At 65.0% G+C, this 22,101-nt stretch carries 18 protein-coding genes; 10 read left to right on the top strand and 8 right to left on the bottom strand.

The window, feature by feature from the left end; genetic code table 11:
* Positions 1 to 6: 6 nt before the first annotated feature.
* Both metG and AC1Q6P_RS01610 read right to left on the bottom strand, forming a co-directional pair.
* Entirely contained in the window at positions 7 to 2,061 is a 2,055-nt protein-coding gene (gene metG / locus AC1Q6P_RS01615; RefSeq protein WP_492664215.1) for a methionine--tRNA ligase, read from the bottom strand.
* Positions 2,062 to 2,256: 195 nt separating this feature from the next.
* A complete protein-coding gene (locus AC1Q6P_RS01610; RefSeq protein WP_492664216.1) occupies positions 2,257 to 2,448 on the bottom strand; it encodes a hypothetical protein in 192 nt (63 codons plus the stop codon).
* Between the two features lie 675 nt (positions 2,449 to 3,123).
* Between AC1Q6P_RS01610 and minC the strand changes: the two genes are divergently transcribed.
* From minC to minE, 3 genes are all read left to right on the top strand, one after another.
* Positions 3,124 to 3,987, top strand: a complete 864-nt coding sequence (gene minC / locus AC1Q6P_RS01605) for a septum site-determining protein MinC (RefSeq protein ID WP_492664217.1) — start codon at positions 3,124 to 3,126, stop codon at positions 3,985 to 3,987.
* A 106-nt stretch (positions 3,988 to 4,093) separates the two neighbouring features.
* Positions 4,094 to 4,909 carry a septum site-determining protein MinD gene (minD, locus tag AC1Q6P_RS01600; RefSeq protein ID WP_492664218.1) on the top strand — a complete coding sequence of 272 codons (816 nt, stop codon included), beginning with the start codon at positions 4,094 to 4,096 and terminating at the stop codon, positions 4,907 to 4,909.
* A 13-nt stretch (positions 4,910 to 4,922) separates the two neighbouring features.
* Positions 4,923 to 5,180: a cell division topological specificity factor MinE gene (minE, locus tag AC1Q6P_RS01595; RefSeq protein WP_102769837.1), complete on the top strand. Its 258-nt coding sequence runs from the start codon at positions 4,923 to 4,925 to the stop codon at positions 5,178 to 5,180.
* A gap of 221 nt (positions 5,181 to 5,401) precedes the next feature.
* Here minE and AC1Q6P_RS01590 read toward each other — a convergent pair whose 3' ends face one another.
* The 3 genes from AC1Q6P_RS01590 to AC1Q6P_RS01580 all read right to left on the bottom strand — a co-directional run bounded on the left by AC1Q6P_RS01590 (position 5,402) and on the right by AC1Q6P_RS01580 (position 8,354).
* A complete protein-coding gene (locus AC1Q6P_RS01590; RefSeq protein WP_492664289.1) occupies positions 5,402 to 6,934 on the bottom strand; it encodes an ABC transporter substrate-binding protein in 1,533 nt (510 codons plus the stop codon).
* Positions 6,935 to 7,095: 161 nt separating this feature from the next.
* On the bottom strand, positions 7,096 to 7,485 hold the full coding sequence (locus tag AC1Q6P_RS01585; RefSeq protein ID WP_492664219.1) for a hypothetical protein: 390 nt from the start codon (positions 7,483 to 7,485) through the stop codon (positions 7,096 to 7,098).
* A 26-nt stretch (positions 7,486 to 7,511) separates the two neighbouring features.
* The gene (locus AC1Q6P_RS01580; RefSeq protein ID WP_102767451.1) at positions 7,512 to 8,354 is read right to left on the bottom strand and encodes an isopenicillin N synthase family dioxygenase; all 843 of its coding nucleotides are present in this window, start codon (positions 8,352 to 8,354) and stop codon (positions 7,512 to 7,514) included.
* Positions 8,355 to 8,811: 457 nt separating this feature from the next.
* On the opposite strand from AC1Q6P_RS01580, the gene AC1Q6P_RS01575 reads away from it, so the two are divergent.
* The 4 genes from AC1Q6P_RS01575 to zapE all read left to right on the top strand — a co-directional run bounded on the left by AC1Q6P_RS01575 (position 8,812) and on the right by zapE (position 15,815).
* Positions 8,812 to 11,667, top strand: a complete 2,856-nt coding sequence (locus AC1Q6P_RS01575; protein WP_492664220.1) for a 2-oxoglutarate dehydrogenase E1 component — start codon at positions 8,812 to 8,814, stop codon at positions 11,665 to 11,667.
* Positions 11,668 to 11,789: 122 nt separating this feature from the next.
* The gene (gene odhB, locus AC1Q6P_RS01570; RefSeq protein ID WP_102767449.1) at positions 11,790 to 13,052 is read left to right on the top strand and encodes a 2-oxoglutarate dehydrogenase complex dihydrolipoyllysine-residue succinyltransferase; all 1,263 of its coding nucleotides are present in this window, start codon (positions 11,790 to 11,792) and stop codon (positions 13,050 to 13,052) included.
* Between the two features lie 158 nt (positions 13,053 to 13,210).
* The gene (gene lpdA / locus AC1Q6P_RS01565; protein WP_271009953.1) at positions 13,211 to 14,632 is read left to right on the top strand and encodes a dihydrolipoyl dehydrogenase; all 1,422 of its coding nucleotides are present in this window, start codon (positions 13,211 to 13,213) and stop codon (positions 14,630 to 14,632) included.
* Positions 14,633 to 14,714: 82 nt separating this feature from the next.
* A complete protein-coding gene (zapE, locus tag AC1Q6P_RS01560; protein WP_102767447.1) occupies positions 14,715 to 15,815 on the top strand; it encodes a cell division protein ZapE in 1,101 nt (366 codons plus the stop codon).
* 107 nt (positions 15,816 to 15,922) lie between these two features.
* On the opposite strand, the gene AC1Q6P_RS01555 is transcribed toward zapE, so the two are convergent.
* Together AC1Q6P_RS01555 and AC1Q6P_RS01550 are read right to left on the bottom strand one after the other, a co-directional pair.
* Positions 15,923 to 16,441 (bottom strand): hypothetical protein, encoded by a 519-nt coding sequence (locus tag AC1Q6P_RS01555; protein WP_492664221.1) that lies wholly within the window; start codon positions 16,439 to 16,441, stop codon positions 15,923 to 15,925.
* 159 nt (positions 16,442 to 16,600) lie between these two features.
* Positions 16,601 to 17,368, bottom strand: coding sequence for a PP2C family protein-serine/threonine phosphatase (locus AC1Q6P_RS01550; RefSeq protein ID WP_102767445.1), 768 nt, complete (start codon positions 17,366 to 17,368; stop codon positions 16,601 to 16,603).
* A gap of 51 nt (positions 17,369 to 17,419) precedes the next feature.
* On the opposite strand from AC1Q6P_RS01550, the gene AC1Q6P_RS01545 reads away from it, so the two are divergent.
* Positions 17,420 to 17,623, top strand: coding sequence for a YdcH family protein (locus tag AC1Q6P_RS01545; protein WP_102767444.1), 204 nt, complete (start codon positions 17,420 to 17,422; stop codon positions 17,621 to 17,623).
* A 180-nt stretch (positions 17,624 to 17,803) separates the two neighbouring features.
* Complete coding sequence (gene yoaA / locus AC1Q6P_RS01540; RefSeq protein WP_492664290.1) at positions 17,804 to 19,825, top strand: DNA repair helicase YoaA; 2,022 nt, start codon at positions 17,804 to 17,806, stop codon at positions 19,823 to 19,825.
* A 78-nt stretch (positions 19,826 to 19,903) separates the two neighbouring features.
* Here the strand turns inward: yoaA and AC1Q6P_RS01535 are convergent, their stop codons facing one another.
* Positions 19,904 to 20,743 carry an outer membrane protein assembly factor BamD gene (locus tag AC1Q6P_RS01535; protein ID WP_492664222.1) on the bottom strand — a complete coding sequence of 280 codons (840 nt, stop codon included), beginning with the start codon at positions 20,741 to 20,743 and terminating at the stop codon, positions 19,904 to 19,906.
* A gap of 130 nt (positions 20,744 to 20,873) precedes the next feature.
* Here AC1Q6P_RS01535 and AC1Q6P_RS01530 point away from each other — a divergent pair, with 130 nt between their 5' ends.
* Positions 20,874 to 21,914 carry an RluA family pseudouridine synthase gene (locus AC1Q6P_RS01530; RefSeq protein ID WP_492664223.1) on the top strand — a complete coding sequence of 347 codons (1,041 nt, stop codon included), beginning with the start codon at positions 20,874 to 20,876 and terminating at the stop codon, positions 21,912 to 21,914.
* Positions 21,915 to 22,101: the final 187 nt, after the last annotated feature.

Below are 22,101 nucleotides of genomic sequence, written 5' to 3'. Positions count from 1 at the left end.
TGGGCCTCAGCGCACCCGCATGCCAGGCTGGGCGCCGGGGAAGGGCTCGAGCACGAAGATGCCGGGATTGGCCTTCTCGTCGGCGTGGCTGGCGGCCAGCACCATGCCTTCGCTGATGCCGAACTTCATCTTGCGCGGCGCCAGGTTGGCCACCATCACGGTGAGCTTGCCTTCCAGGTCTTCGGGCTTGTAGGCGCTCTTGATTCCGCTGAAGACATTGCGCAGGCGACCTTCGCCCACGTCCAGGCTCAGGCGCAGGAGCTTGTCCGAATCGTCCACATGCTCGGCCTTGACGATCTTGGCGATGCGCAGATCGACCTTGGTGAAATCGTCGATCTTGATCTCGGGTGCCAGCTCCTCGCCGCCCGGCAGGGGCTTGGCGGCCACGGCCGGTGCAGGGGCTTCGAACAGGGCTTCCAGCAGCTTGGGGTCGACGCGCTGCATCAAGTGTTCGTAGGCGCCGATTTGGTGGGCGCCGAGGGCGCGCTGGGCGTCAGCGAACTGCAGCGGCTCGATCTTCAGGAAGCTCTCGACCTTGGCCGCCAGGGCCGGCAGCACGGGCTTGAGGTAGATGGTCAGCAGGCGGAAGGCCTCGATGCAGACGCTGCAGACATCGTGCAGCACGGCGTCCTGGCCTTCCTGCTTGGCCAGCTCCCAGGGCTTGTTCTGGTCCACGAATTCGTTGACGCGGTCGGCCAGCATCATGGTCTCGCGCAAGGCCTTGCCGAACTCGCGTTCTTCGTAGAACTGGGCGATGGTGGCGCTGTGGGCGCGCAGGCCGTCCAGCAGGGCGCGGCCCTCCACGCCCAGATCGGCCGAGAGGCGGCCGTCGAAGCGCTTGGCCAGGAAGCCGGCGGCGCGCGAGGCGATGTTGACGTACTTGCCGACCAGATCGCTGTTGACGCGGGCCACGAAGTCATCGGGGTTGAAGTCGATGTCCTCGACGCGTGAATTCAGCTTGGCCGAGATGTAGTAGCGCAGCCACTCGGCGTTCATGCCCAGGTTGAGGTACTTGAGCGGGTCCAGGCCGGTGCCGCGGCTCTTGCTCATCTTCTCGCCGTTGTTGACGGTCAGGAAGCCGTGGACGAAGACATGGTTGGGCGTCTTGCGGCCGCTGAAATGCAGCATGGCCGGCCAGAACAAGGTGTGGAAGTAGGTGATGTCCTTGCCGATGAAGTGCACCTGCTCGACCGACTCGTCGGCCATGAAGGCGTCGAAATCCCAGCCCTTCTTGCCGAAGTAGTTCTTCAGCGAGGCGAGGTAGCCGATGGGCGCGTCCAGCCAGACGTAGAAGTACTTGCCCGGCGCGTCGGGGATCTCGATGCCGAAGTAAGGCGCATCGCGGCTGATGTCCCAGTCGCCCAGGCCGCCCTTGCCCTCTTCATCCTTGGTGAACCACTCCTTGATCTTGTTCAGCACCTCGGACTGCAGGCGGCCCGGGGTTTGCGTCCATTGCTCGAGGAACTCCACGCAGCGCGGGTCGCTGAGCTTGAAGAAGTAGTGCTCCGAGCTCTTCATCACCGGTGTGGCGCCGGTCAGCACCGAGAAGGGGTTCTTCAGCTCGGTGGGGGTGTAGACGGCGCCGCAGGATTCGCAGCTGTCGCCGTACTGGTCCTTGGCGCCGCACTTGGGGCATTCGCCCTTGATGAAGCGGTCCGGCAGGAACATGGACTTCTCGGGGTCGAAGAACTGCTCGATGGTCTTCACCTCGATCAGCTCGTTGCGACGCAAGGCCTTGTAGACCTCCTTGGACAGCTCGTGGTTCTCCGGCCCATCGGTCGAGTGCCAGTTGTCGAAGGCGATGTGGAAGCCGTCCAGATAGGCCTTGCGACCAGCGGCGATATTGGCCACGAACTGCTGCGGCGTGATGCCGGCCTTCTCGGCGGCAATCATGATGGGCGCGCCGTGGGCGTCGTCGGCGCAGACGAAATGCACCTGCTGGCCCTGCATGCGCTGGTAACGCACCCAGACGTCGGCCTGGGTGTATTCCATGATGTGGCCAATGTGGAAATTGGCGTTGGCGTAGGGCAGGGCGGTGGTGACGAAGAGCTTGCGTGTCATGGTGTCTTTGCAGGCCTGGCGGCGGTGCCGGGCAGGCGCGCATTTTAGGGCCAGGGCTGCACGGCACTTCGACGGGGCTGGCGAGGGGCGTTCGCCGGGGCGCCTGGCCGCGCCCGCGCCGCGGTCAAAGGGGCGATCTGATGTGCTGCGGCGACAGGGCCGGCTCGCGGCCCCGCAGCCTGCGCGGGCGGGTGATCAGCCGGCGTTGTTCGGGGTGGGCGGGGTGGCGCCCGTGTCGCCGGCGTCCGCAGTGGCGTCGCCTTCGGCCGAGGGCTCGTCGCTCTGGCCTTCCGGCTTGTTCAGCTTGCGCTGACGCTTTTCTTCGGTTTTGCGTTTCTTGGCCAATTCGCGTTGGCGTTTTTCGTATGAGTAGTTCGGTGTGGCCAAGGACATGCTCCTGCAAGGCATCTGCGGGGCGCAGATAGTCCCTTCAATGTAACCGCTGCACGCCGCACCCGGCGCGCCGCGATTGCTCCAGGGCGGTCTCAGTTAGCGCGAAAAGCTCGGTCTGACATGAAACATCGCCCCTAAGTCCATGATTCGTATGGCCTAAAAAGACTATCCACTTTCGCTGTGGATAACTTTGTGGAAAAGGGGGGTGGGGTGGCGCCAAACCCTTGTGGCGAGGCCCTCTGGCTTAATCTGCCTCTTTTCGCAGCAGTGGCTGGCGATCTATATGAATCAACAACTTAGCGTTGTTGTGCGCCAGTCGAGGTGCGCGCAGCGGGCAAGGGCGGTGCCAGCTGACGTGGATCAAGAAATGGGGATAAGTCAAGAGCTGAATGCCCCTCGTCGCGAAATTCAGTGACAGCCCCGTGACAAAAAGGGCTTGGTTTTGCACATCTCTTGTGGACAAGTTTGTGGGTGCTTCACCCACAGCGGCGCTAAGTGCTTGATGGGCCGGGAACTTTGCTGGCTTGCCTGTTTTTGCAGCAATGGCCGGCGGCGAAAGCCACGATGCGCGAGGCGCATGGGGGCCTATCGGGGGCGATGCGGAGGGGCGGCCGCTTGACGCATGGCTAAAATCGCGCACTTTGCACGGTAGCGGCATCAAGGCAGCAGATGACTCAGGCACAACAGGGGAGAGCAGCGTCCAAGGGCGCTGAGGGTTTTGAGTTGAAGAGCGCGAACTTGAGTCTGCTCTCGCTGGTCCTCAAGACCACGGACCTGGCCGAGTTGAGCCGCGAGCTCCAGGTTCGCGTGGGTGCCACGCCCGGTGTGTTCAGCAACGAACCGCTGCTGATCGACCTGAGCCAGCTGCCTCAGGAGGCCCCGGCCGCTGCCGCAACGACCGCCGTCGAAGCCCCGGCCCAGCTGAGCCTGGACAGCGCCGTGCCGGGCCGCGCCGAGGTGGACCTGGCCGCGCTGCTGCCGATGCTGCGCGGCCATCGCATGTCGCCGGTGGCGGTGTACGGCGCCACGCCGGCCGAGCTGGAGCAGGCCCTGGCCCTGGGCCTGGCCGAAGCCCCGGAACCCGAAGCGCAGGCCGCACCGCGCGGGCGCGCTGTGGATGCGGCGCCGGTGGTGCAGGAAGTGATTCGCGAAGTGGTGCGTGAGGTGGTCCGCGAAGTGCCGGTGCCGGCCGAGAGCGTGCCCACCCTGGTGATCGACAAGCCGCTGCGCTCCGGCCAGCGCATCTATGCCAAGGGTGGTGACCTGGTGGTGTTGGCCCTGGTCAACCACGGCGCCGAGGTGATCGCCGATGGCCACATCCATGTCTACGCGCCGCTGCGTGGCAAGGCCATTGCCGGCGCGCGCGGCAACACCGAGGCGCGCATCTTTGCCGCCAGCATGGAGGCCGAACTGATTTCGATTGCAGGCATCTACCGCACGACCGAGAACCCGCTGCCCGACACGGTGCAGGGCAAGCCGGCGCAGATCCGGCTGGAGGGCGAGAAGTTGGTGATGGAGGCCCTCAAGCTTTGAGTCATGATGGCTGCGTGAACATCCCGCGCCATCGCAAGCAAGTCAAAAACCCTGGCCGGCCTGTGTGCCGTCCTTCTCAGTTGTAGTTTTGAAAGGATCTGATTCGATGACCAAGATCGTCGTGGTGACCTCGGGCAAGGGTGGCGTGGGCAAGACCACCACCAGCGCCAGTTTTGCAACCGGCCTGGCCCTGCGCGGCCACAAGACCTGCGTGATCGACTTCGACGTCGGCCTGCGCAACCTCGACCTGATCATGGGCTGCGAGCGCCGCGTGGTCTACGACCTGATCAACGTCATCAACGACGAGATCAAGCTCAGCCAGGCGCTGATCAAGGACAAGCAGCTGGACAAGCTCTACATCCTGGCCGCCTCGCAAACCCGCGACAAGGATGCGCTGACCTACGAAGGCGTGGAGCGCGTGCTGGAGGAACTCAAGTCCATGGACTTCGAGTACATCGTCTGCGACTCGCCGGCCGGCATCGAGACCGGTGCGCTGATGGCCATGCACTTTGCCGACGAAGCCCTGGTGGTGACCAACCCCGAAGTCTCGTCGGTGCGTGACTCGGACCGTATCCTCGGCATGCTGAACAGCAAGACCAAGCGCGCCATCGAAGGCAAGGATCCGATCAAAGAGCACCTGCTGATCACCCGCTACAACCCGAACCGGGTCGAGGGCGGCCACATGCTGTCGCTGGAAGACATCCACGAGATCCTGCGCACGCCGCTGATCGGCGTGATCCCGGAATCGGAAGTGGTGCTGCAAGCCTCCAACCAGGGCTCACCGGCCATCCACATGCAAGGCACCGATGTGTCGGAGGCCTACAAGGATGTGATCAGCCGCTTCCTCGGCGAAGACAAGCCGATGCGCTTCATCGAAGCCGTCAAGCCCAGCCTGTTCAAACGCCTGTTCGGCGGCAAGTAAGCGGGAGGACCGGATGAGTTTCCTCAAGTACTTTCTGGGTGAAAAGAAAAGCACCGCCAGCGTCGCCAAGGAGCGCCTGCAGCTGATCCTGGCCCACGAGCGCAACGGCCGCAAGCCCAGCGCCGACTACCTGCCCCAGCTCAAGAACGAGCTGCTGGCCGTGATCTCCAAGTACATCGACATCGACATGAAGGACATCAATGTCGATGTTCAGCATCATGGCGATATGGACGTGCTGGAGCTCAAGATCGAGCTGCCCGAAGGGCGCTGAGATCAGGGGTGTGTCATGAAGGTCGCGCAAGCGACCTCTTTTGTTTGTCTGGCGCTAAGCTTCGAGAGGCTGCTCGAATCTGATTTGCTTTCTATGCGAGCTCTTTGCTGAGTGCTACCGTTTCAAGCTTTGCTTGCTTGGCGGAGGCTTCGGGTGTCTCCGGTGGAAAAAAAGTCACCCGCGTAGGTGACCCTTGTCTTTGTGTCGGTCCCGAGGCCCGATCACTTCAGCGTGGTGAAGCGCGCCTCAGGTTTGTCGTCCGCGCGGTGGACGGTGTCCACATTGCTGCGCATGGCCCAGGGGCGGACCTGATGGTGGATGGGGATGAAGAGGTGCTCATCGCGCACGCGCAGAAGGGCTTCGCGGATCAGACCGTTGCGCTTGGCGACGTCGTTCTCGGTCTTCATGGCCGTGACCAGTTGGTCGATCTTGGCGTCGCTGACCCGTGAGTAATTGCCTTTGCCATCGATGCCGGATGTCTTGGTGTGGACGATGTCCTGCAGGGTGTACTGGCCGTCGAAGGTGGGTACACCCCAGCCGTAGAGGTAGAAGGGTGATTCCAGCTTTTGCAGCAGCACCGAGTGTTGCGACATCGGTTGAGCGCTGAGCTTGGCCTTGATGCCGATCTTGGCCCACATGGCCACCGCGGCCTGGCAGATTTCTTCGTCGTTGACGTAGCGATCATTCGGGCAGTTCAGTGGCACTTCGAAGCCGTCGGCGTAGCCGGCTTCGGCGAGCAGCTTTTTCGCTTTCTCCACATCGGCCTTGAGTGGCTGGTCGATATCGGGTGTATGGCCGTTGATGCCGGGCGCCACCATGATGGCTGCCGGCACCGACAGGCCGCGCATCAGGCTGCGGCGGATCGCTTCACGGTCGATGGCCAAGTTCAGGGCCTCGCGCACGCGGCGGTCCTTGAAGGGGTTCTTGCCCTTGACACTGGAGCCGCGCAGCTCGTCACTGCCTTCGTCCATGGCAAAGAAGATGGTGCGGTTCTCGGGGCCGTCCAGCACCTTGAGCTTGGGGTCGGCCTTGAGCTTGGCCACGTCTTGCGTGGGTAGGTCAGTCAGCAGATCCACATCGCCCGAGAGCAGGGCGGCCACGCGGGTGGCGTCGCTCTTGATGGGCAGATAGGTGATCTCGGTGACATTGCCCTTGTTGGTGTCCCACCAGTCCTTGTTGGCCACCATGCTGATGCGCTGATCGGGCTGCCAGGCGGTGATGCGATAGGGGCCGGTGCCCATGGCATTGCGTGATGCGTAGGTGTCTTCCTTGGCCTTGTAGTCCTGCGGGTTGACCGATTTGTTCTTCTCCGCCCAGGCCTTGCTCATGATGCGGAAATTGGTCAGATTGCGCAGCAGCACCGGATTGGGACCGTCGAGCAACATGTCGACAGTGTGCTCGTCGATCTTTTTCACTTCCTTGATGCCGCTGACAAAGATTTGCATATTGGCTTGCGGCTGACGGATGCGGGCGAAAGAGAACACCACATCGTCGGCGGTGAAGGGGGTGCCGTCATGGAATTTGACGCCGCGGCGCAGCTCGAAGCGCACTTGCGTGGGGCTGATCTGCGTCCATTTGCTGGCCAGCGACGGCTCGGGCTGGAACTTTTCGTTGTAGCGGGTCAGGCCTTCGTAGGCGTAGCCGGTGATGTTGGTGGTGGTCGAGTGGTTCTGCGAATGCGGATCCAGGGTCTGGATGTCATTCTGGGCCGCCCAGCGCAGAGGGGCGGCATGGGCTGTGATCTGCGGGCTCATCAGGCCGCTGAAGGCCAGGGCCAGGGTCAGAGCAGAACTGCCGAACAGCGCGGTGGCGCTGCGTTGAATCAGGGGCTTGTGTGCGTGCTTCAAGGAGGACTCCCGTCGAGTGTCGATCGCGGCCCGCGCGGGATGGCGCCGGGGCGGTTTCAGCGCGCATGCTAGCCCTGCCGTTCGGGCTTGCTCGTAGTGGCTTGCCCGGATGGCGGGGTGGCTTGGATCTCGAGATCGGCGTCGCAGCCTATGCCGGCGGCGATCCAGCGCCGGCAGAGCCGGGCCAGCAGTTGGTTGCGGCGGCGCGCCGCATCGCGCGCCCAAGGGCGAACTGCGCCCAGATGGTGCCAGGGGGTGCTCAACATGCCGCAGACATAGCGCCGGGTTTCAGCGCACCAGCGCAGCGCCTCGCAGCGCCCGGAGCGACGTCGGCTGATCAGCATGCCGACCGGGCAGGGCTCGCTGAGACAGCAGAGTCCGCAGCCGTTGCAGGGCTGGCCCAGCGCCGGCTTGGGCGGCGCTTCGGGGTGGATCTCGATGATGGCGGGGCCGGGCATGGCGCGATTGTGGCGCCGGCCGGACCTCAGGTCTTGACGCCGAGCTCGCGCAGACGTTCCTGCAGATAGCTGTGGGCGGTGTAGCGTTCGCTCAGCACCACCTCGTTGCGCGGGTGCAGGAACAGAGGCAGGGAGATGCGGCTCTTCTTGGCGCCTTCGCCAGTGGGGTTGACCACACGGTGCTGGGTCGAAGGGTAGTAGCCGCGCGAGGCTTCCTGCAGCATGTCGCCGATGTTGATGATCAGCATGCCAAAGTCGCAGGGCACATCGATCCAGTGGCCGTTCATGTCCTGGACCTGCAGGCCGGGTTCATTGGCTGCGGGCAGGATGGTCAGCAGATTGATGTCGCCATGGGCCGCGGCGCGGAGCGAGCCGGCTGGCTCTTGGCCGGTCAGCGGCGGGTAGCGCAGCACGCGCAGCAGGGTCTGCTGGCTGTCCTGGATCATCTGCGAGAGCGGTTGGCTGTAGTGCTGGGCAATTTCGGGCGGCGTGTAGCGCTCGACCCAGCCCAGCAGTTCCTGTGCCAGGGTGTTGGCCTGGGCGTAGTAGCTGTCCGCATCGGCCTTCAGCGAAGCCGGCACGCGGCCCCAGGGGTAGATGTGGAAATACTCCTTGATGTCCTTCTGGCTGGCGCCTTTGGCCGTCTCGGAGATTTCGGTGGAGAAGTAACCGTCCTGCTTTTCCTTGGAAAAAGTGAACTGGTGCTTCTCTTCGGTGTTGAAGAAGGCCAGCCAGTCGGCGTAGATCTTCTCGACCAGGGCCTGCTGGATGGGGTGGTTGACCAGCACACCGAAACCGGTTTCGTGCAGGGAACGGGTGAAGGCTTCGGCCGCATCGGCCGCCCGGTAGTCAACGACGCGAACTTGCATGGGATCTCCTGAACTTTGTCCCGACGCCGTGCCATTCAATCGCGGGGCCGCGGCGCGCGGGCTTGAGTCTAGCGCCAATCGAGAACGATTCGCAAACGTTTGCCGTTGCCGCGTTGCCGTGGTTTGACCAGAACAGCCGGGCGGCTGGCGAGCGAGGCGGCAGGAGAGCCCCGCGCAGCATGACGTCGATTTCCGTGCACAAAGCCTCAACTTCCGCGTGGGGCGGCCGATACAGCCGAAGGTCTGCGAGCCTGGCGGCTGCGGTAACTCCCGCGTAATTCGGGGGTGGAAGGAAGGCAAGGGTGTTAAAGTCGCGCCCTTGAGACTTCAGGTCCTTCCCGTCCCTTTTCCTGGCAACAGCGAAGGTGGGTCGCAATCCGCCAACCGGTCGAGCCGTGTCGCGGAAGGTTTATCAACCAGCCAAATCCCTGGAAGCCGGGGCTAGAGGTGAGCGAAGATGATGCAGCAATACAGGTCCAATTCATACCTGTTCGGGGGCAATGCGCCCTATGTCGAAGAGATGTACGAGGCCTACCTCGACAACCCGGGCTCCGTGCCCGACAACTGGCGTGCGTACTTTGACGCACTTCAGCATGTGCCCGCCACCGATGGCGGCGAAGGACGCGATGTCCCGCATGCGCCAGTGATTGAATCCTTTGCTCAGCGCGCCAAGGCCAATGCCTTTGCCGCCAAGGCCTCCAGCGCCGATCTGGCTGTGGCGCACAAGCAAGTGCATGTGCAGAGCCTGATCGCCGCCTACCGCTTCCTCGGCAACCGCTGGGCCGAGCTTGACCCGCTCAAGCGCGCTGAGCGCCCCAAGATTCCCGAACTCGATCCGGCCTTCTACGACCTGACCGAGTCCGATATGGACATCAGCTTCTCGGCCTCCAACACCTACTTTGGTGGCGAGACCATGAGCCTGCGTCAGATCGTGCAGGCCCTGCGCGAAACCTACTGCAGCTCGGTTGGCTCCGAGTTCATGCACTGCACCGACCCCGGCGAAAAGCGTTGGTGGCAAGAGCGCCTGGAGAAGGCCCGTGGCAAGCCGACCTTCAGCGCCGAAGAAAAGCGCCACATCCTCGATCGCCTGACCGCAGCCGAAGGCCTGGAGCGCTATCTGCACACCAAGTACGTCGGCCAGAAGCGCTTCTCGCTGGAAGGTGGCGAGAGCTTCATCGCCGCCATGGATGAGCTGATCCAGCGCGCCGGCCAGCGTGGCGTGCAAGAGATCGTGATCGGCATGGCCCACCGCGGCCGTCTGAACGTGCTGGTCAACACCCTGGGCAAGATGCCGGCCGACCTGTTCGCCGAGTTCGAGCACAAGGCCGCTGAAGACTTGCCGGCGGGTGACGTCAAGTACCACCAAGGTTTCAGCTCGGACGTCAGCACCAAGGGCGGCCCGGTTCACCTCTCGCTGTCCTTCAATCCCTCGCACCTGGAAATCGTCAACCCGGTGGTCGAAGGCAGCGTGCGCGCCCGCCAAGAGCGCCGCGGCGACAAGGATGGCAGCCAGGTGCTGCCCGTGCTGGTGCACGGTGATGCGGCCTTCGGCGGCCAGGGCGTGGTGCAGGAAACCCTGTGCATGGCCCAGACCCGTGGCTACGGCACCGGCGGCACGGTGCACATCGTCATCAACAACCAGATCGGTTTCACCACCAGCGATCCGCGCGATCTGCGTTCCACCGCCTACTGCTCGGACGTCGTCAAGATGATCGAGGCGCCGGTGTTGCACGTGAATGGTGACGATCCGGAAGCGGTGGTGTGGGCCATGCAACTGGCCATGGATTACCGCGCCGAGTTCCGCAAGGACGTGGTGCTGGACATCGTCTGCTACCGCAAGCTGGGCCACAACGAGCAGGACACCCCCTCGCTGACCCAGCCCCTGATGTACAAGAAGATCGCGGCCCACCCCGGCACCCGCAAGGTCTACGCCGACAAGCTGGCTGCACAGAATGTGGTCGACGCTGCGGGTGCCGACGAGATGGTCAAGGCCTACCGCGCTGCCATGGACGAAGGCCGCCACACCGTGGACCCGGTGCTGACCAACTTCAAGAGCAAGTACGCCACCGACTGGTCGCCTTTCCTGGGCAAGAAGTGGACCGACAGCTGCGACACCGCGCTGCCCGTCTCCGAGTGGAAGCGCCTGGCCGACAAGCTGACGACGCTGCCCAAGGATTTGGTCGCGCACAACCTGGTGCAGAAGCTGTATGCAGACCGCGCCGCCATGGGTCGTGGTGAGATCAATGTGGACTGGGGCATGGGTGAGAGCATGGCTTTCGCCTCTCTGGTGGCCAGCGGTTACCCGATCCGCCTGTCGGGCGAAGACGCGGGCCGCGGTACCTTCACCCACCGCCACGCCGTCATTCACGACCAGAACCGCAGCAACTGGGATGAAGGCGCTTACGTGCCGCTGCAGCATGTGGCGGAAGGTCAAGCGCCCTTCGTGGTCATCGACTCCATCCTCAGCGAGGAAGCGGTGCTGGGCTTTGAGTACGGCTATGCCGCGGCCGAGCCGAACACGCTGACGATCTGGGAAGCCCAGTTCGGTGACTTCGCCAACGGTGCCCAGGTGGTGATCGACCAGTTCATCGCTTCCGGCGAAGTGAAGTGGGGCCGTGCCAATGGCCTGGTGATGATGCTGCCGCACGGCTACGAAGGCCAAGGTCCCGAGCACAGCTCGGCCCGCTTGGAGCGCTTCATGCAGCTGGCGGCTGACAACAATATGCAGATCGTCCAGCCGACCACGGCCAGCCAGATCTTCCACGTGCTGCGTCGCCAGATGCTGCGCATGTTCCGCAAGCCCTTGGTCATCATGACGCCCAAGAGCCTGCTGCGCGCCAAGGACGCCACCTCGCCGCTGGCCGAGTTCACCAAGGGTGAGTTCCGCACCGTGATCGGTGAGCAGGATGCCTCGATCAGCGCCGACAAGGTCAAGCGCGTGATCGTCTGCTCGGGCAAGGTTTATTACGACTTGGTCCGCAAGCGCGAGGAAAAGAAGGCCAGCGATGTGGCCATCATCCGCGTCGAGCAGCTCTATCCCTTCCCGCACAAGGCGTTTGCCGCCGAGATCAAGAAGTACCCCGGCGCGACCGAGCTGGTGTGGTGCCAGGACGAGCCACAAAACCAGGGTGCCTGGTTCTTCGTCCAGCACTATGTGCACGAGAACATGCTGGACGGCCAGAAGCTGGGCTACGCGGGTCGTCCCGCCTCGGCCTCGCCGGCCTGCGGTTACGCCCACCTGCACCAGGAGCAACAGAAGTCGCTGCTGGATCAGGCCTTCGGCAAGCTCAAGGGTTTCATCCTCACCAAGTAAGAAGGGCCAAGCGGGCGTCTGCCAAGACAGCGCCCGCTTTTTGCCGCCCTTGTTGATGTTGTTGTTGAAGCCGCCGCAAGACGGCGCCTCAGCTCCGCGAACACGTTGAAAGAACACAGATCATGGCAATCGTTGAAGTCAAAGTCCCCCAGCTGTCCGAATCCGTTGCCGAAGGCACGCTGCTGACCTGGAAGAAAAAGCCCGGCCAAGCCGTCGCCATCGATGAAATCCTGGTGGAAATCGAGACCGACAAGGTCGTGCTCGAAGTGCCCGCACCCAGCGCCGGTGTGATGGCCCAGATCGTCAAGAACGACGGTGAGAGCGTGGTCAGTGAAGAAGTCATCGCCCGCATCGACACCGAAGGCACGGCCCAAGCCAGCCCGCTGGAAGTGAAGGCCGTGGTGGCCGCCGCTGCTCCGGCTGCAGCAGCAGCCCCGGCCGCTGCCACCGGTGGCGCCAAGGGTGATGTGGCCATGCCGGCCGCCGCCAAGATCCTGGCCGAGAAGGGCCTGTCGGCCACCGACGTCGCCGGTTCCGGCAAGGACGGCCGTGTGACCAAGGGCGACGCCCTGGCCGCTGGCGCCAAGCCCGCCGCTGTGGCCGCTCCGGTGGCCGTGGCCGCCGCGCCCGCTGTGGCCAAGCCGCTGCCCGCCGTGGCCGCACCGGCAGCCCTGAATCTGGGTGACCGCCCCGAGCAGCGCGTGCCCATGACCCGTCTGCGCGCCCGCGTCGCCGAGCGCCTGCTGCAATCGCAAGCCACCAACGCCATCCTGACCACGTTCAATGAAGTGAACATGGCCCCGGTGATGGAGATGCGCAAGAAGTTCCAGGAAAAGTTCGAGAAGGAGCACGGCGTCAAGCTGGGCTTCATGAGCTTCTTCGTCAAGGCCGCGGTCGCCGCCCTGAAGAAGTACCCGGTGCTGAACGCCTCGGTCGATGGCAATGACATCGTCTACCACGGCTACTTCGACATCGGCATCGCCGTCGGTTCGCCGCGCGGCCTGGTCGTGCCCATCATCCGCAATGCCGACCAGCTGAGCTTCGCCGACATCGAAAAGAAGATCGCCGAATTCGGCCAAAAGGCCAAGGAAGGCAAGATCTCGCTGGACGACCTGACCGGCGGTACCTTCTCGATCTCCAACGGCGGCACCTTCGGCTCCATGCTGTCGACCCCCATCATCAACCCGCCGCAATCGGCCATCCTGGGTGTGCATGCGACCAAGGACCGCGCTGTCGTTGAGAACGGTCAAGTGGTGGTGCGCCCGATCAACTATCTGGCCATGTCGTATGACCACCGCATCATTGATGGCCGTGAAGCCGTGCTGGGCTTGGTCACCATGAAGGAAGCCCTGGAAGATCCGGCTCGCCTGCTGTTCGACATCTGAGCCTAGGGCTACTGCGCGGCTTCATGGCGGCGTTGCGGGGCCCGTCCTCGGCATCCTCACGTAGCGCTGCTACGTTCCGGTGCCTTGGCACCCGCGCCTTGCCCTGAAGCCGCTCGCTACGCCCCGCTGCCGCGGGGTTTGCGTTGGAAGGAAATCTAATGAGCACCAAACAATTCGACGTCGTCGTCATCGGTGGCGGCCCTGGCGGCTACATCGCCGCCATCCGTGCCGCCCAGCTGGGCTTCAACACCGCTTGCATCGACGAGTGGAAGAACGAGAAGGGCGGCCCGGCGCCCGGCGGCACCTGCACCAATGTCGGCTGCATCCCGTCCAAGGCCTTGCTGCAATCGAGCGAGCACTTCGAGCACGCCAACCACCACTTTGCCGACCACGGCATCTCGGCGGACAACGTGCGCATCGACATCAAGAAGATGATCGGTCGCAAGGACACTGTCGTGAAGCAGAACAACGACGGCATCCTCTACCTGTTCAAGAAGAACAAGGTCACCTTCTTCCACGGCCGCGGCTCCTTCGTGGCGGCCAAGGATGGCTTGTACGAAGTCAAGGCCGGTGAAGAAGTCATCCTGGCCAAGCATGTGGTGCTGGCCACCGGTTCCAATGCCCGCCAGCTGCCTGGCGCAGCGTTTGACGAAGAGCTGATCCTGTCCAACGACGGCGCGCTTCGCATCGGAGAAGTGCCGAAGAAGCTGGGCGTCATCGGCTCCGGCGTGATCGGCCTGGAAATGGGCTCGGTCTGGCGCCGCCTGGGCGCGGAAGTCACCGTGCTGGAAGGCCTGCCGACCTTCCTCGGCGCGGTTGATGAATCGGTCGCCAAGGAAGCCGCCAAGCTGTTCAAGAAGCAGGGCCTGAAGATCGAGCTGGGCGTGAAGATCGGCGAGGTCGCCAAGAGCAAGGACGGCGTGACGGTGGCCTACACCGATGCCAAGGGCGCCGCCCAGACCCTGGCCGTCGACAAGCTCATCATCTCGATCGGCCGCGTGCCCAACACCATCGGTCTGAACCCCGAAGCGGTCGGCCTGAAGCTGGACGAGCGCGGCGCCATCGTGGTGGACGACGAGTGCAAGACCAATCTGCCCAATGTCTGGGCGGTCGGCGATGTGGTGCGTGGCCCGATGCTGGCGCACAAGGCGGAGGAAGAAGGCGTGGCCGTGGCCGAGCGCATCGCCGGCCAGCATGGCCATGTCAACTTCAACACCATCCCCTGGGTCATCTACACCAGCCCCGAGATCGCCTGGGTCGGCCGCACCGAGCAGCAGCTCAAGGCCGATGGCGTCGAGTACAAGGCCGGTCAGTTCCCCTTCCTGGCCAATGGCCGCGCCCGCGCCCTGGGTGACACCAACGGTTTCGTCAAGTTCCTGGCCGATGCCAAGACCGACGAAATCCTGGGCGTGCACATCATCGGCCCGATGGCCTCTGAGCTGATTTCGGAAGCCGTGGTGGCCATGGAGTTCAAGGCCTCGGCCGAGGACATCGCGCGCATCTGCCATGCCCACCCGAGCTTGAGCGAAGCCACCAAGGAAGCGGCCCTGGCCGTGGACAAGCGCACGCTGAACTTCTGATTCCGGTCGGAATTCGCAAGCAACAAGGGGCGGCCGCGGTCGCCCCTTGGTCCATCTCGAAGAAGGTTGTAGTGTTTCTCTCATGACCCGCGTCACCGAGCTTTATCAGCAAACCCTGGCCGAGCGCGGCTACACCGCCGACCCCGCGCAGCTGCGCGCCGTGGCGGCGCTGCAGCGCTGCCAGGACGAATGGGCCGACTACAAGGCGCGTCGCAGCAATGCCGTGACCAAGCTGCTGGTGCGCCCGCCGCTGCCGCGCGGTGTCTACATGTACGGCGGGGTGGGGCGGGGCAAGAGCTTTCTGATGGATTGCTTCTTCCAGGCCGTGCCGCTGACGCGCAAGACCCGGCTGCACTTCCACGAGTTCATGCGCGAGGTGCATCGCGAGCTGCTCGAACTCAAAGGCATTGCCGATCCGCTGGAGGAACTGGGCAAGCGCATCGCCAAGCGCTTCCGCCTGATCTGCTTCGACGAATTCCATGTCTCGGACGTGACCGACGCGATGATCCTGTATCGCCTCCTCGACTCGCTGTTCCGCAACCGCGTGTCCATCGTCACCACCTCCAACTTCCACCCGGATGGCCTCTACCCGAACGGCCTCCACCGCGACCGCATCCTGCCGGCCATCGAGCTGCTCAAGGCCAAGCTGGAGGTGATCAATGTGGACAACGGCTTCGACTACCGCCGCCGTACCCTGGATCAGGCCCAGCTCTACCACCAGCCGCTGGGCGATGAGGCCGAAGCTGCACTGACCGCCACCTTCGAAGCCCTGGCTGAGGCCCGCGATGAAGACCCGCGCCTGCAGATCGAGCAGCGCCAGATCCGCGCCCGGCGCCGTGCGGGCGGCGTGGTCTGGTTCGACTTTGCCCAGCTCTGCGGCGGCCCGCGCTCGCAGAACGATTACCTGGAGCTGGCCACCCAGTTCCACACCTTGATCCTGTCCAATGTGCCGGAGATGCCGCCGCGCCTGGCCAGCGAGGCGCGCCGCTTCACCTGGCTGGTCGATGTGCTCTACGACCGGCGCGTCAAGCTGGTGATCTCGGCCGCCGTGCCGCCCGAGCAGCTGTATGCCGACGGCCCCCTGGCCCATGAGTTCCCGCGTACGGTCTCGCGCCTGCAGGAGATGCAATCGCAGGAATACCTGTCGCTGGCCCGGCGGGATGTCGACACCAGCTTGACCTGAGGAGGCCGGCGCCCATGAAGCTTTGCCATCACCGCATGCCCGTGCTTGGGCTCACGCTCATGGTCCTTTTGAGCCCGGCATGGGGTCATGTCGAATCCCCTGCGTCTTCAGTCAGCGAGTCGCTGCGTTTGCAGCAGATCAAGCAAACCCAATCCGAGGCTCTGGCGCGTGATGCAGAGGCCCGGGAGGCTTGCCACAAGCAGTTCGCCATCAATGATTGCCTGCTGGCCCAGCGCCTGCGCCACCGGGCCGAAATGCAGCCATTGCAGCGCGAGCGAGATGCGATTGAGTCCAGCCTGCGTCGTGCGCGAGCCGAGGCGCAGCGTGAACGGGTGCGTCAGCGTCAGTTGGAGTTCGCTGCCAGCGAGGGTGAGCGTCGCACGGAAAGTCTGTTGCAGGCCGCCGATGCCGCCTCGGCGCCGATCAAGAAGCAGGTGGGCCTCGATCGTGCGGCGGGTGAGCCCGGGGTTGCTGCTTCGGCCGCGCCGGTGCCCCATCGCTCGCCGGGTCTGAGCGCCCAGGCCCGGCAGCGCCAGGCCGAGCAGGCGGCGCGTCAGCATGCGCAGCAACGCGCCCAGATGGAGGCGCGTGTGAGGGCCCATCAAGCCCAGGTCAGGCAGCGACAAGAGGCGCGCAACAAGCCAGCAGCGGCAGCGCTGCCCGTGCCCACAGCGGCTGAAATTGCCGCCACATTGAGGTCGCCCGCGCCGGTTTCGGTCTCCGCTTCTGCGCCGCGCGCTGCGGTTCCAGGCTCGGGCCCGGCGCGCTGAGGCGCGCGCCCTGCCTCAGTCCAGCGCTTCCACCTTGGCAATGGCCAGGGACAGGTTGTCGCCGCCGCCCCGGGCGCGTTGGCGCGCTTTGCTGATCAGCAGTTCCGCCGCCTCACGCGGCGGCAGGCTGTGCAGCACGGTGCCGATCTCGTTGACGCTGAAGTAATGCCACAGCCCGTCGCTGCAGCACATCAAGGTGTCGCCAGGCGTCAGGGTGTCAATGGTGTGGGTGCTGATGGTTGGTTCGGCCACCGTGCCCAGGCAGCCGGTCAGCAGGTTGGACTGCGGGTGGCTGCTGGCCTCGGCCTCGCTGAGCTGGCCTTCGTCCACCAGGCGCTGCACATAGGAATGGTCCATGGTGCGCTTGACCAGGTTGGGACCGCGGTAATGGTAGATCCGCGAATCGCCCGAATGAATCCAGTGGCAGTGCCGATCGGGGCTGATCAGGAAGGCGGCGACCGTGCTGTGTGGCTCTTCCTCGGCCGACAGGGCGGTCAGCTTGATCATCAGATGCGCTTCGGACACCAGCTGATCGAGCAGGCTTTCGGGCAGCTCGCTCTCGGGCGAGAAGCGCTCGAACAGCTGTTGCGCAGTCAGCATCACCTGGTCGGCCGCCTTGCGGCCACCGCTCTTGCCGCCCATGCCGTCGGCCACCACGGCCAGCAGGCAACCGCTGAGGCGGGCGTGGGTCAGGACTTGGACTTGGTCTTGCTGGTACAGGCGGTCGCCGCGGTGGATGCCGGTCGCCGCGCTCAGGCGAAAGCCCGGTGGAGTGCGCGTCATGCCGAAAACTATAAACGTTAAACTGCGCCACTTCGCCCGGGCAAAGCCCTCATGGATGAACAACTTCACTCGCAGTCACGCCGCTTGATCGAGCTGCGCATCGAGCACGGCGATCTGGATGGGTTGATCGACCGCGTGGCCCTGGAGCAGCCGCTCGACGAGCTGGCCTTGCGCCGCTTGAAGAAACGCCGCCTGCAACTGCGTGACCAGATCGCCCAGCTGGAGCGCGCGAGCGATCCCGATGAGCTGGCCTGATGCGGCGCCAGCGCGCCCGGCCTTTTCCTTCAACACCCTGGCCGCCGGCGGCGCGCCACAAGCACCCTGGGCCCCCGCGCCGTGACCTCTGCTGAGATGCCTGCCCCTCCCGACGACGACAGCGTGCCGCCTGAATGGCCGGTCATGCCGCAGGAGCTCGACGACGACTTCATCGCCGCCATGGAGGCCGCGCCCGCGGCGACGACCCTGCAGCACAGCGAGCTGGAGCAGTGGGTGACGGCGGCCTTTGACATCGGCGGCCCGCTCTCGCGCAGCGACCCGGGCTATGCCCCGCGCGAGCAGCAGCTGGCCATGGCGCAGGCGGTGGCCCAGGCGATTGCGCGGCGCGAGACCCTGGTGGTGGAGGCTGGCACCGGGGTGGGCAAGACCTTTGCGTACCTGGTGCCCGCCTTGCTCAGCGGCGGGCGCGCCCTGATCAGCACGGCGACCAAGAATTTGCAGGATCAGCTGTACATGCGCGACCTGCCTCGGCTGTGCGAATCGCTGCAGGTGGCGGTGCGCGTGGCGCTGCTGAAAGGGCGGGGCAGCTACCTCTGCCTGCACCGGCTCGCCCATGCGCGTCACAGCGCCGAGCTGCCGGACCGGCGCGCGGTCATGGCCCTGGCCCGTGTGGAACGCTGGGCGCAGGGCACGCAGAGTGGCGACCTGGCCGAAATGGAGGGCCTGGACGAGCGCTCGCCGGTGATTCCGCTCGTCAGCTCCACGCGCGAGAACTGCCTGGGCGCGGAATGCCCGGAGTACAAGTCCTGCTATGTGGTGAAGGCGCGGCGTGAAGCCATGGAGGCCGATGTGGTGGTGGTCAACCATCACCTGTTCTTCGCCGATGTGAGCCTGCGCGACAGCGGCGTGGCCGAGCTGCTGCCCAGCGTCGATCTGGCCGTGTTTGACGAGGCGCACCAGCTGTCCGAGGCGGGCGTGCAGTTCCTCGGCACCTTGCTGGGCAGCTCGCAGCTGCTCGATTTCGGCCGCGATCTGCTCGGCCTGGGCCTGGCGCAGGCGCGAGGCCTGCAGGACTGGCAGGCCTTGCAGACCCGGCTGGAGCTGGCTGCGCGCGAGCTGCGCCTGGTCTGCGCCGGCCCGCTGGCCAGTGCCGGGCGCGAGCTGCGCGGCATGCTCAAGCTGGGCTGGAAAGAGCGCGCCGGGCGCCCGGGCTTTTCGGCCGCGCTGGAGGAGGTGGCCGCCGCTGCCGAGCAGGCCATCGAATGCCTGTCCACGGTGACCGAGCTCTCACCCGATTTTCAGCGTCTGCACGAGCGTGCGGTGGCCTTGCGCGATCTGGCCGAGACCTTTGCGCAAGAACCCGACCCCGGCGATGTGCGCTGGATCGACCTCAGCCCCAACCAGGCGCGTCTGGTGCAGTCGCCGCTGGACATCCGCGAGGCCATGCAGGAGCAGCTGCAAGGCCCGCCCAAGGCCTGGATCTTCACCTCGGCCACGCTGGGCGAGGACGAGCGCCTGCGCTGGTTCACCGAGCCCACCGGCCTGGACGATGCCACGGTGCTGCGCGTGGGCAGCCCCTTCCATTACGAGGAGAACGCGCGGCTCTACGTGCCGCGCGGCTTCCCCAAGCCCAACGAGCCCGATCATGCGCCTCAGGTGGCCGCCATGGCCGCACGCTGCGCGCGCGCCTTGGGCGGGCGAACCTTTGTGCTGACCACCACCTTGCGCGCCTTGCAGACCATCGGCGATGGCCTGCGCGCTGCGTTTGAAGCCGAGGGCGATGACATCACCGTGCTGCAGCAGGGCGCGGCGCCCAAGCGGCTGCTGCTGCGCCAGTTCCTGGACAACCCGCGCGCGGTGCTGGTCGGCTCGGCCAGCTTCTGGGAGGGCATCGACGTGCCCGGCGACAAGCTGCAATGCGTGCTGATCGACAAGCTGCCCTTTCCGCCGCCCAACGATCCGCTGGTCGAGGCGCGCGTGCAGCGCCTGGAGGCGGCCGGCCGCAATGCCTTTGCCGAGTACTTCATCGCCGAGGCGGCGATCTCGCTCAAGCAAGGCGCCGGTCGCTTGATCCGTACCGAGCAGGATCGAGGTCTGCTGGTCGTGTGTGACCCGCGCATGGCCGGCATGAACTACGGCCGCCGCCTGCGTGCGGCCTTGCCGCCGATGACGCCCTTGGCGAGCGAAGGCGAGGCGCTGGCCTGGCTGGAGCACTTGGCGGCGGAGCGCCTGCCGGATTGAAGCTCAGACCGACGGCCCATAAAAAACGCGTGCCATGGCACGCGTTTTTGCAGGGAGCGAGGCCTCAGCCCTGAGGCTTCACCAGAAACGCCACCAGGCTTTCTTGCCGCCGTCGTAGTTGCCGCTCAGGTAGGCGCTGTTGGGGAAGCTCTTCTCCAGCACCCGCTTGGCGTCGTCGCGCAGGGCCGGCAGGTCCAGCTTGTCGTAGCTCTGGGTCATGATGAACAGGGCTTCCTCGGCGGCCGGGGCGCGCTGGAATTCTTGCACCGCCTGCTGCGCGCGGTTGGCCGCGGCCAGGTAGGCGCCGCGGTTGTAGTAGTAGCGCGCCACATGCACCTCGTACACCGCCAGGGTGTTGGTGATGTAGTCCACGCGCACGCGCGCTTCGGCGGCGTACTTGGAATCGGGGAACTGGTCGATCAGCTGCTTGAAGGCCAGCATGGCGTCGCGCGAGGCTTGCTGGTCACGCTCGGCGATGTCTTGGTTGGCCAGGCGGCCGAACAGGCCCAGGTCTTCGTTGAAGTTGACCAGGCCCTTCATGTAGAGCGCGTAGTCCATGGCCGGGCTGGACGGGTTCAGCTTGATGAAGCGGTCCAGGGTGCTGACGGCTTGGGCGCGCTCACCACTCTTGTGGTACGCCCAGGCCAGATCCAGCTGCGCCTGCTGCGCGACAATCGTGCCAGCGGCGCGGCCTTCGATGCGCTCCAGGCTTTTGATGGCGCGGTCGTAGCTGCCCGAACTCAGGTCGTCCTTGGCCTCTGCGTACAATTTGTCCAGGCTGGCCTGAGAATTCGGGTCGTCCTTGGGGGCTGACGAGCAGGCGGCCAAGGCCAGGGCGACCGCGGCCACGAAGCCGGTGCGCCAGGCCGCCGAAGAGGCGGCCGCGGTTTGAACCTGGGGGAGCACCTTTTGGGGCATCTCTTGGAGTGAACGTGCTGACGAGCCGTTCGATGCCCGCGCCGGGCGGCGCTCCACGCAATTTTCGATCATGATCCCTACAGGGCGGTGCTCATCACCGGCCCTCAGCTGAAGACGGAGCAACGATTATATGGTTCAGGCTCTGCCTGCAAGTCCGACCCTCGCCGCCGTGGATGGCGATGATGAATGGGACGGCGAACAAGACCCCGCAGTAGCGGCAGACGAGACCGTCGAAGTGCGCGAGGCCCTGGTCGAGGCCGATTGGCACGGCCAGCGCCTGGATCGCTGGATGGTGCAGTTGGCGCCCGAGTTTTCGCGCAATCACCTGCAGAGCCTGATCGAGCGTGGCTGCGTGCAGATCAACGGTCAGGCCGCCAGCAGCGCTTCGCGCAAGCTGCAGGCCGGCCAGCGCGTGCGCGTCGAGCTGCAGCCGACCGAAGAAAGCCGTGCCTTCCGTGCCGAAGCCCTGCCGCTGGACATCGTCTACGAGGACGAGCATCTGCTGGTCTTGAACAAGGCGGCCGGCATGGTGGTCCATCCCGCTTCAGGCAACTGGACGGGCACGGTCATGAACGGCCTGCTTGCGCATCACCCGGCGGCTGCGGCCCTGCCGCGCGCCGGCATCGTGCACCGCCTCGACAAAGACACCAGCGGCCTGATGATGGTGGGCAAGAGCCGCGAGGCCGTGACGGCGCTGACGCGCATGATCGCCGCGCGCGAGGTTCATCGCGAGTACGTGGCCCTGGCTTACGGCCGGGTGCCGGAAGAAATGACGGTCGATGCGCCGCTGCGTCGTGATCTGATCTCGCGCATCAAGATGGCCGTGCTGGCCACGGGCAAGCCCTCGCGCACCGATGTCTACCTGCTCGGCATGGGAGAGCAGGGCGTGCGCCCGATCAGCGCGGTGCACTGCGTGCTGCACAGCGGGCGCACCCACCAGATCCGCGTGCATCTGGCCTACAAAGGCTACCCCCTGGTCTCGGATGCGTTGTATGGCGGCGTGCCAGGCCTGGGCTTGACGCGTCAGGCGCTGCATGCGGCCCGGCTCTCGTTTGCCCATCCGGTCACTGGGGCGCCCTTGCAGTTTGAGGCAGCCCTGCCGGCCGATTTGGCGGCAGCTTGGGAGACTTTGGGACTGCCGCCGCCGAGTCTGGCCCCCGTGTTCGATTGAGCGCGCTACAATCGGCGCCAGTTGATGACGCAGCGACGATGCGCGGGAAGCAGTCTCTGGCCCGCAAGGCGCGTCTCAAGCTTGGTGAGGTGGTGGCCGCCGGACTCGATGTCGATGCCGCCCGATCCGCCCGCCGCAAACCCAGCCCCGCCTTTCTTGTTGGCTTGAGTGGAAGCGCCGCCGAGGT

The organism is Roseateles sp. GW835-FHT13E02, assembly GCF_058794035.1.
The sequence above is the reverse complement of the archived record's forward strand: the minus strand, read 5'-3'. Positions and strand labels throughout refer to the sequence as shown.

Coding starts and splice junctions, on each gene's coding strand:
- yoaA (WP_492664290.1), top strand. CDS start 17,804: ATGGAGGCCGCGCCCGCGGCGACGACCCTGCAGCACAGCGAGCTGGAG.
- AC1Q6P_RS01530 (WP_492664223.1), top strand. CDS start 20,874: ATGGTTCAGGCTCTGCCTGCAAGTCCGACCCTCGCCGCCGTGGATGGC.
- lpdA (WP_271009953.1), top strand. CDS start 13,211: ATGAGCACCAAACAATTCGACGTCGTCGTCATCGGTGGCGGCCCTGGC.
- AC1Q6P_RS01550 (WP_102767445.1), bottom strand. CDS start 17,368: ATGACGCGCACTCCACCGGGCTTTCGCCTGAGCGCGGCGACCGGCATC.
- AC1Q6P_RS01590 (WP_492664289.1), bottom strand. CDS start 6,934: ATGAGCCCGCAGATCACAGCCCATGCCGCCCCTCTGCGCTGGGCGGCC.
- minD (WP_492664218.1), top strand. CDS start 4,094: ATGACCAAGATCGTCGTGGTGACCTCGGGCAAGGGTGGCGTGGGCAAG.
- minE (WP_102769837.1), top strand. CDS start 4,923: ATGAGTTTCCTCAAGTACTTTCTGGGTGAAAAGAAAAGCACCGCCAGC.
- AC1Q6P_RS01575 (WP_492664220.1), top strand. CDS start 8,812: ATGATGCAGCAATACAGGTCCAATTCATACCTGTTCGGGGGCAATGCG.
- AC1Q6P_RS01585 (WP_492664219.1), bottom strand. CDS start 7,485: ATGCCCGGCCCCGCCATCATCGAGATCCACCCCGAAGCGCCGCCCAAG.
- metG (WP_492664215.1), bottom strand. CDS start 2,061: ATGACACGCAAGCTCTTCGTCACCACCGCCCTGCCCTACGCCAACGCC.
- AC1Q6P_RS01580 (WP_102767451.1), bottom strand. CDS start 8,354: ATGCAAGTTCGCGTCGTTGACTACCGGGCGGCCGATGCGGCCGAAGCC.
- odhB (WP_102767449.1), top strand. CDS start 11,790: ATGGCAATCGTTGAAGTCAAAGTCCCCCAGCTGTCCGAATCCGTTGCC.
- AC1Q6P_RS01545 (WP_102767444.1), top strand. CDS start 17,420: ATGGATGAACAACTTCACTCGCAGTCACGCCGCTTGATCGAGCTGCGC.
- minC (WP_492664217.1), top strand. CDS start 3,124: ATGACTCAGGCACAACAGGGGAGAGCAGCGTCCAAGGGCGCTGAGGGT.
- zapE (WP_102767447.1), top strand. CDS start 14,715: ATGACCCGCGTCACCGAGCTTTATCAGCAAACCCTGGCCGAGCGCGGC.
- AC1Q6P_RS01535 (WP_492664222.1), bottom strand. CDS start 20,743: ATGCCCCAAAAGGTGCTCCCCCAGGTTCAAACCGCGGCCGCCTCTTCG.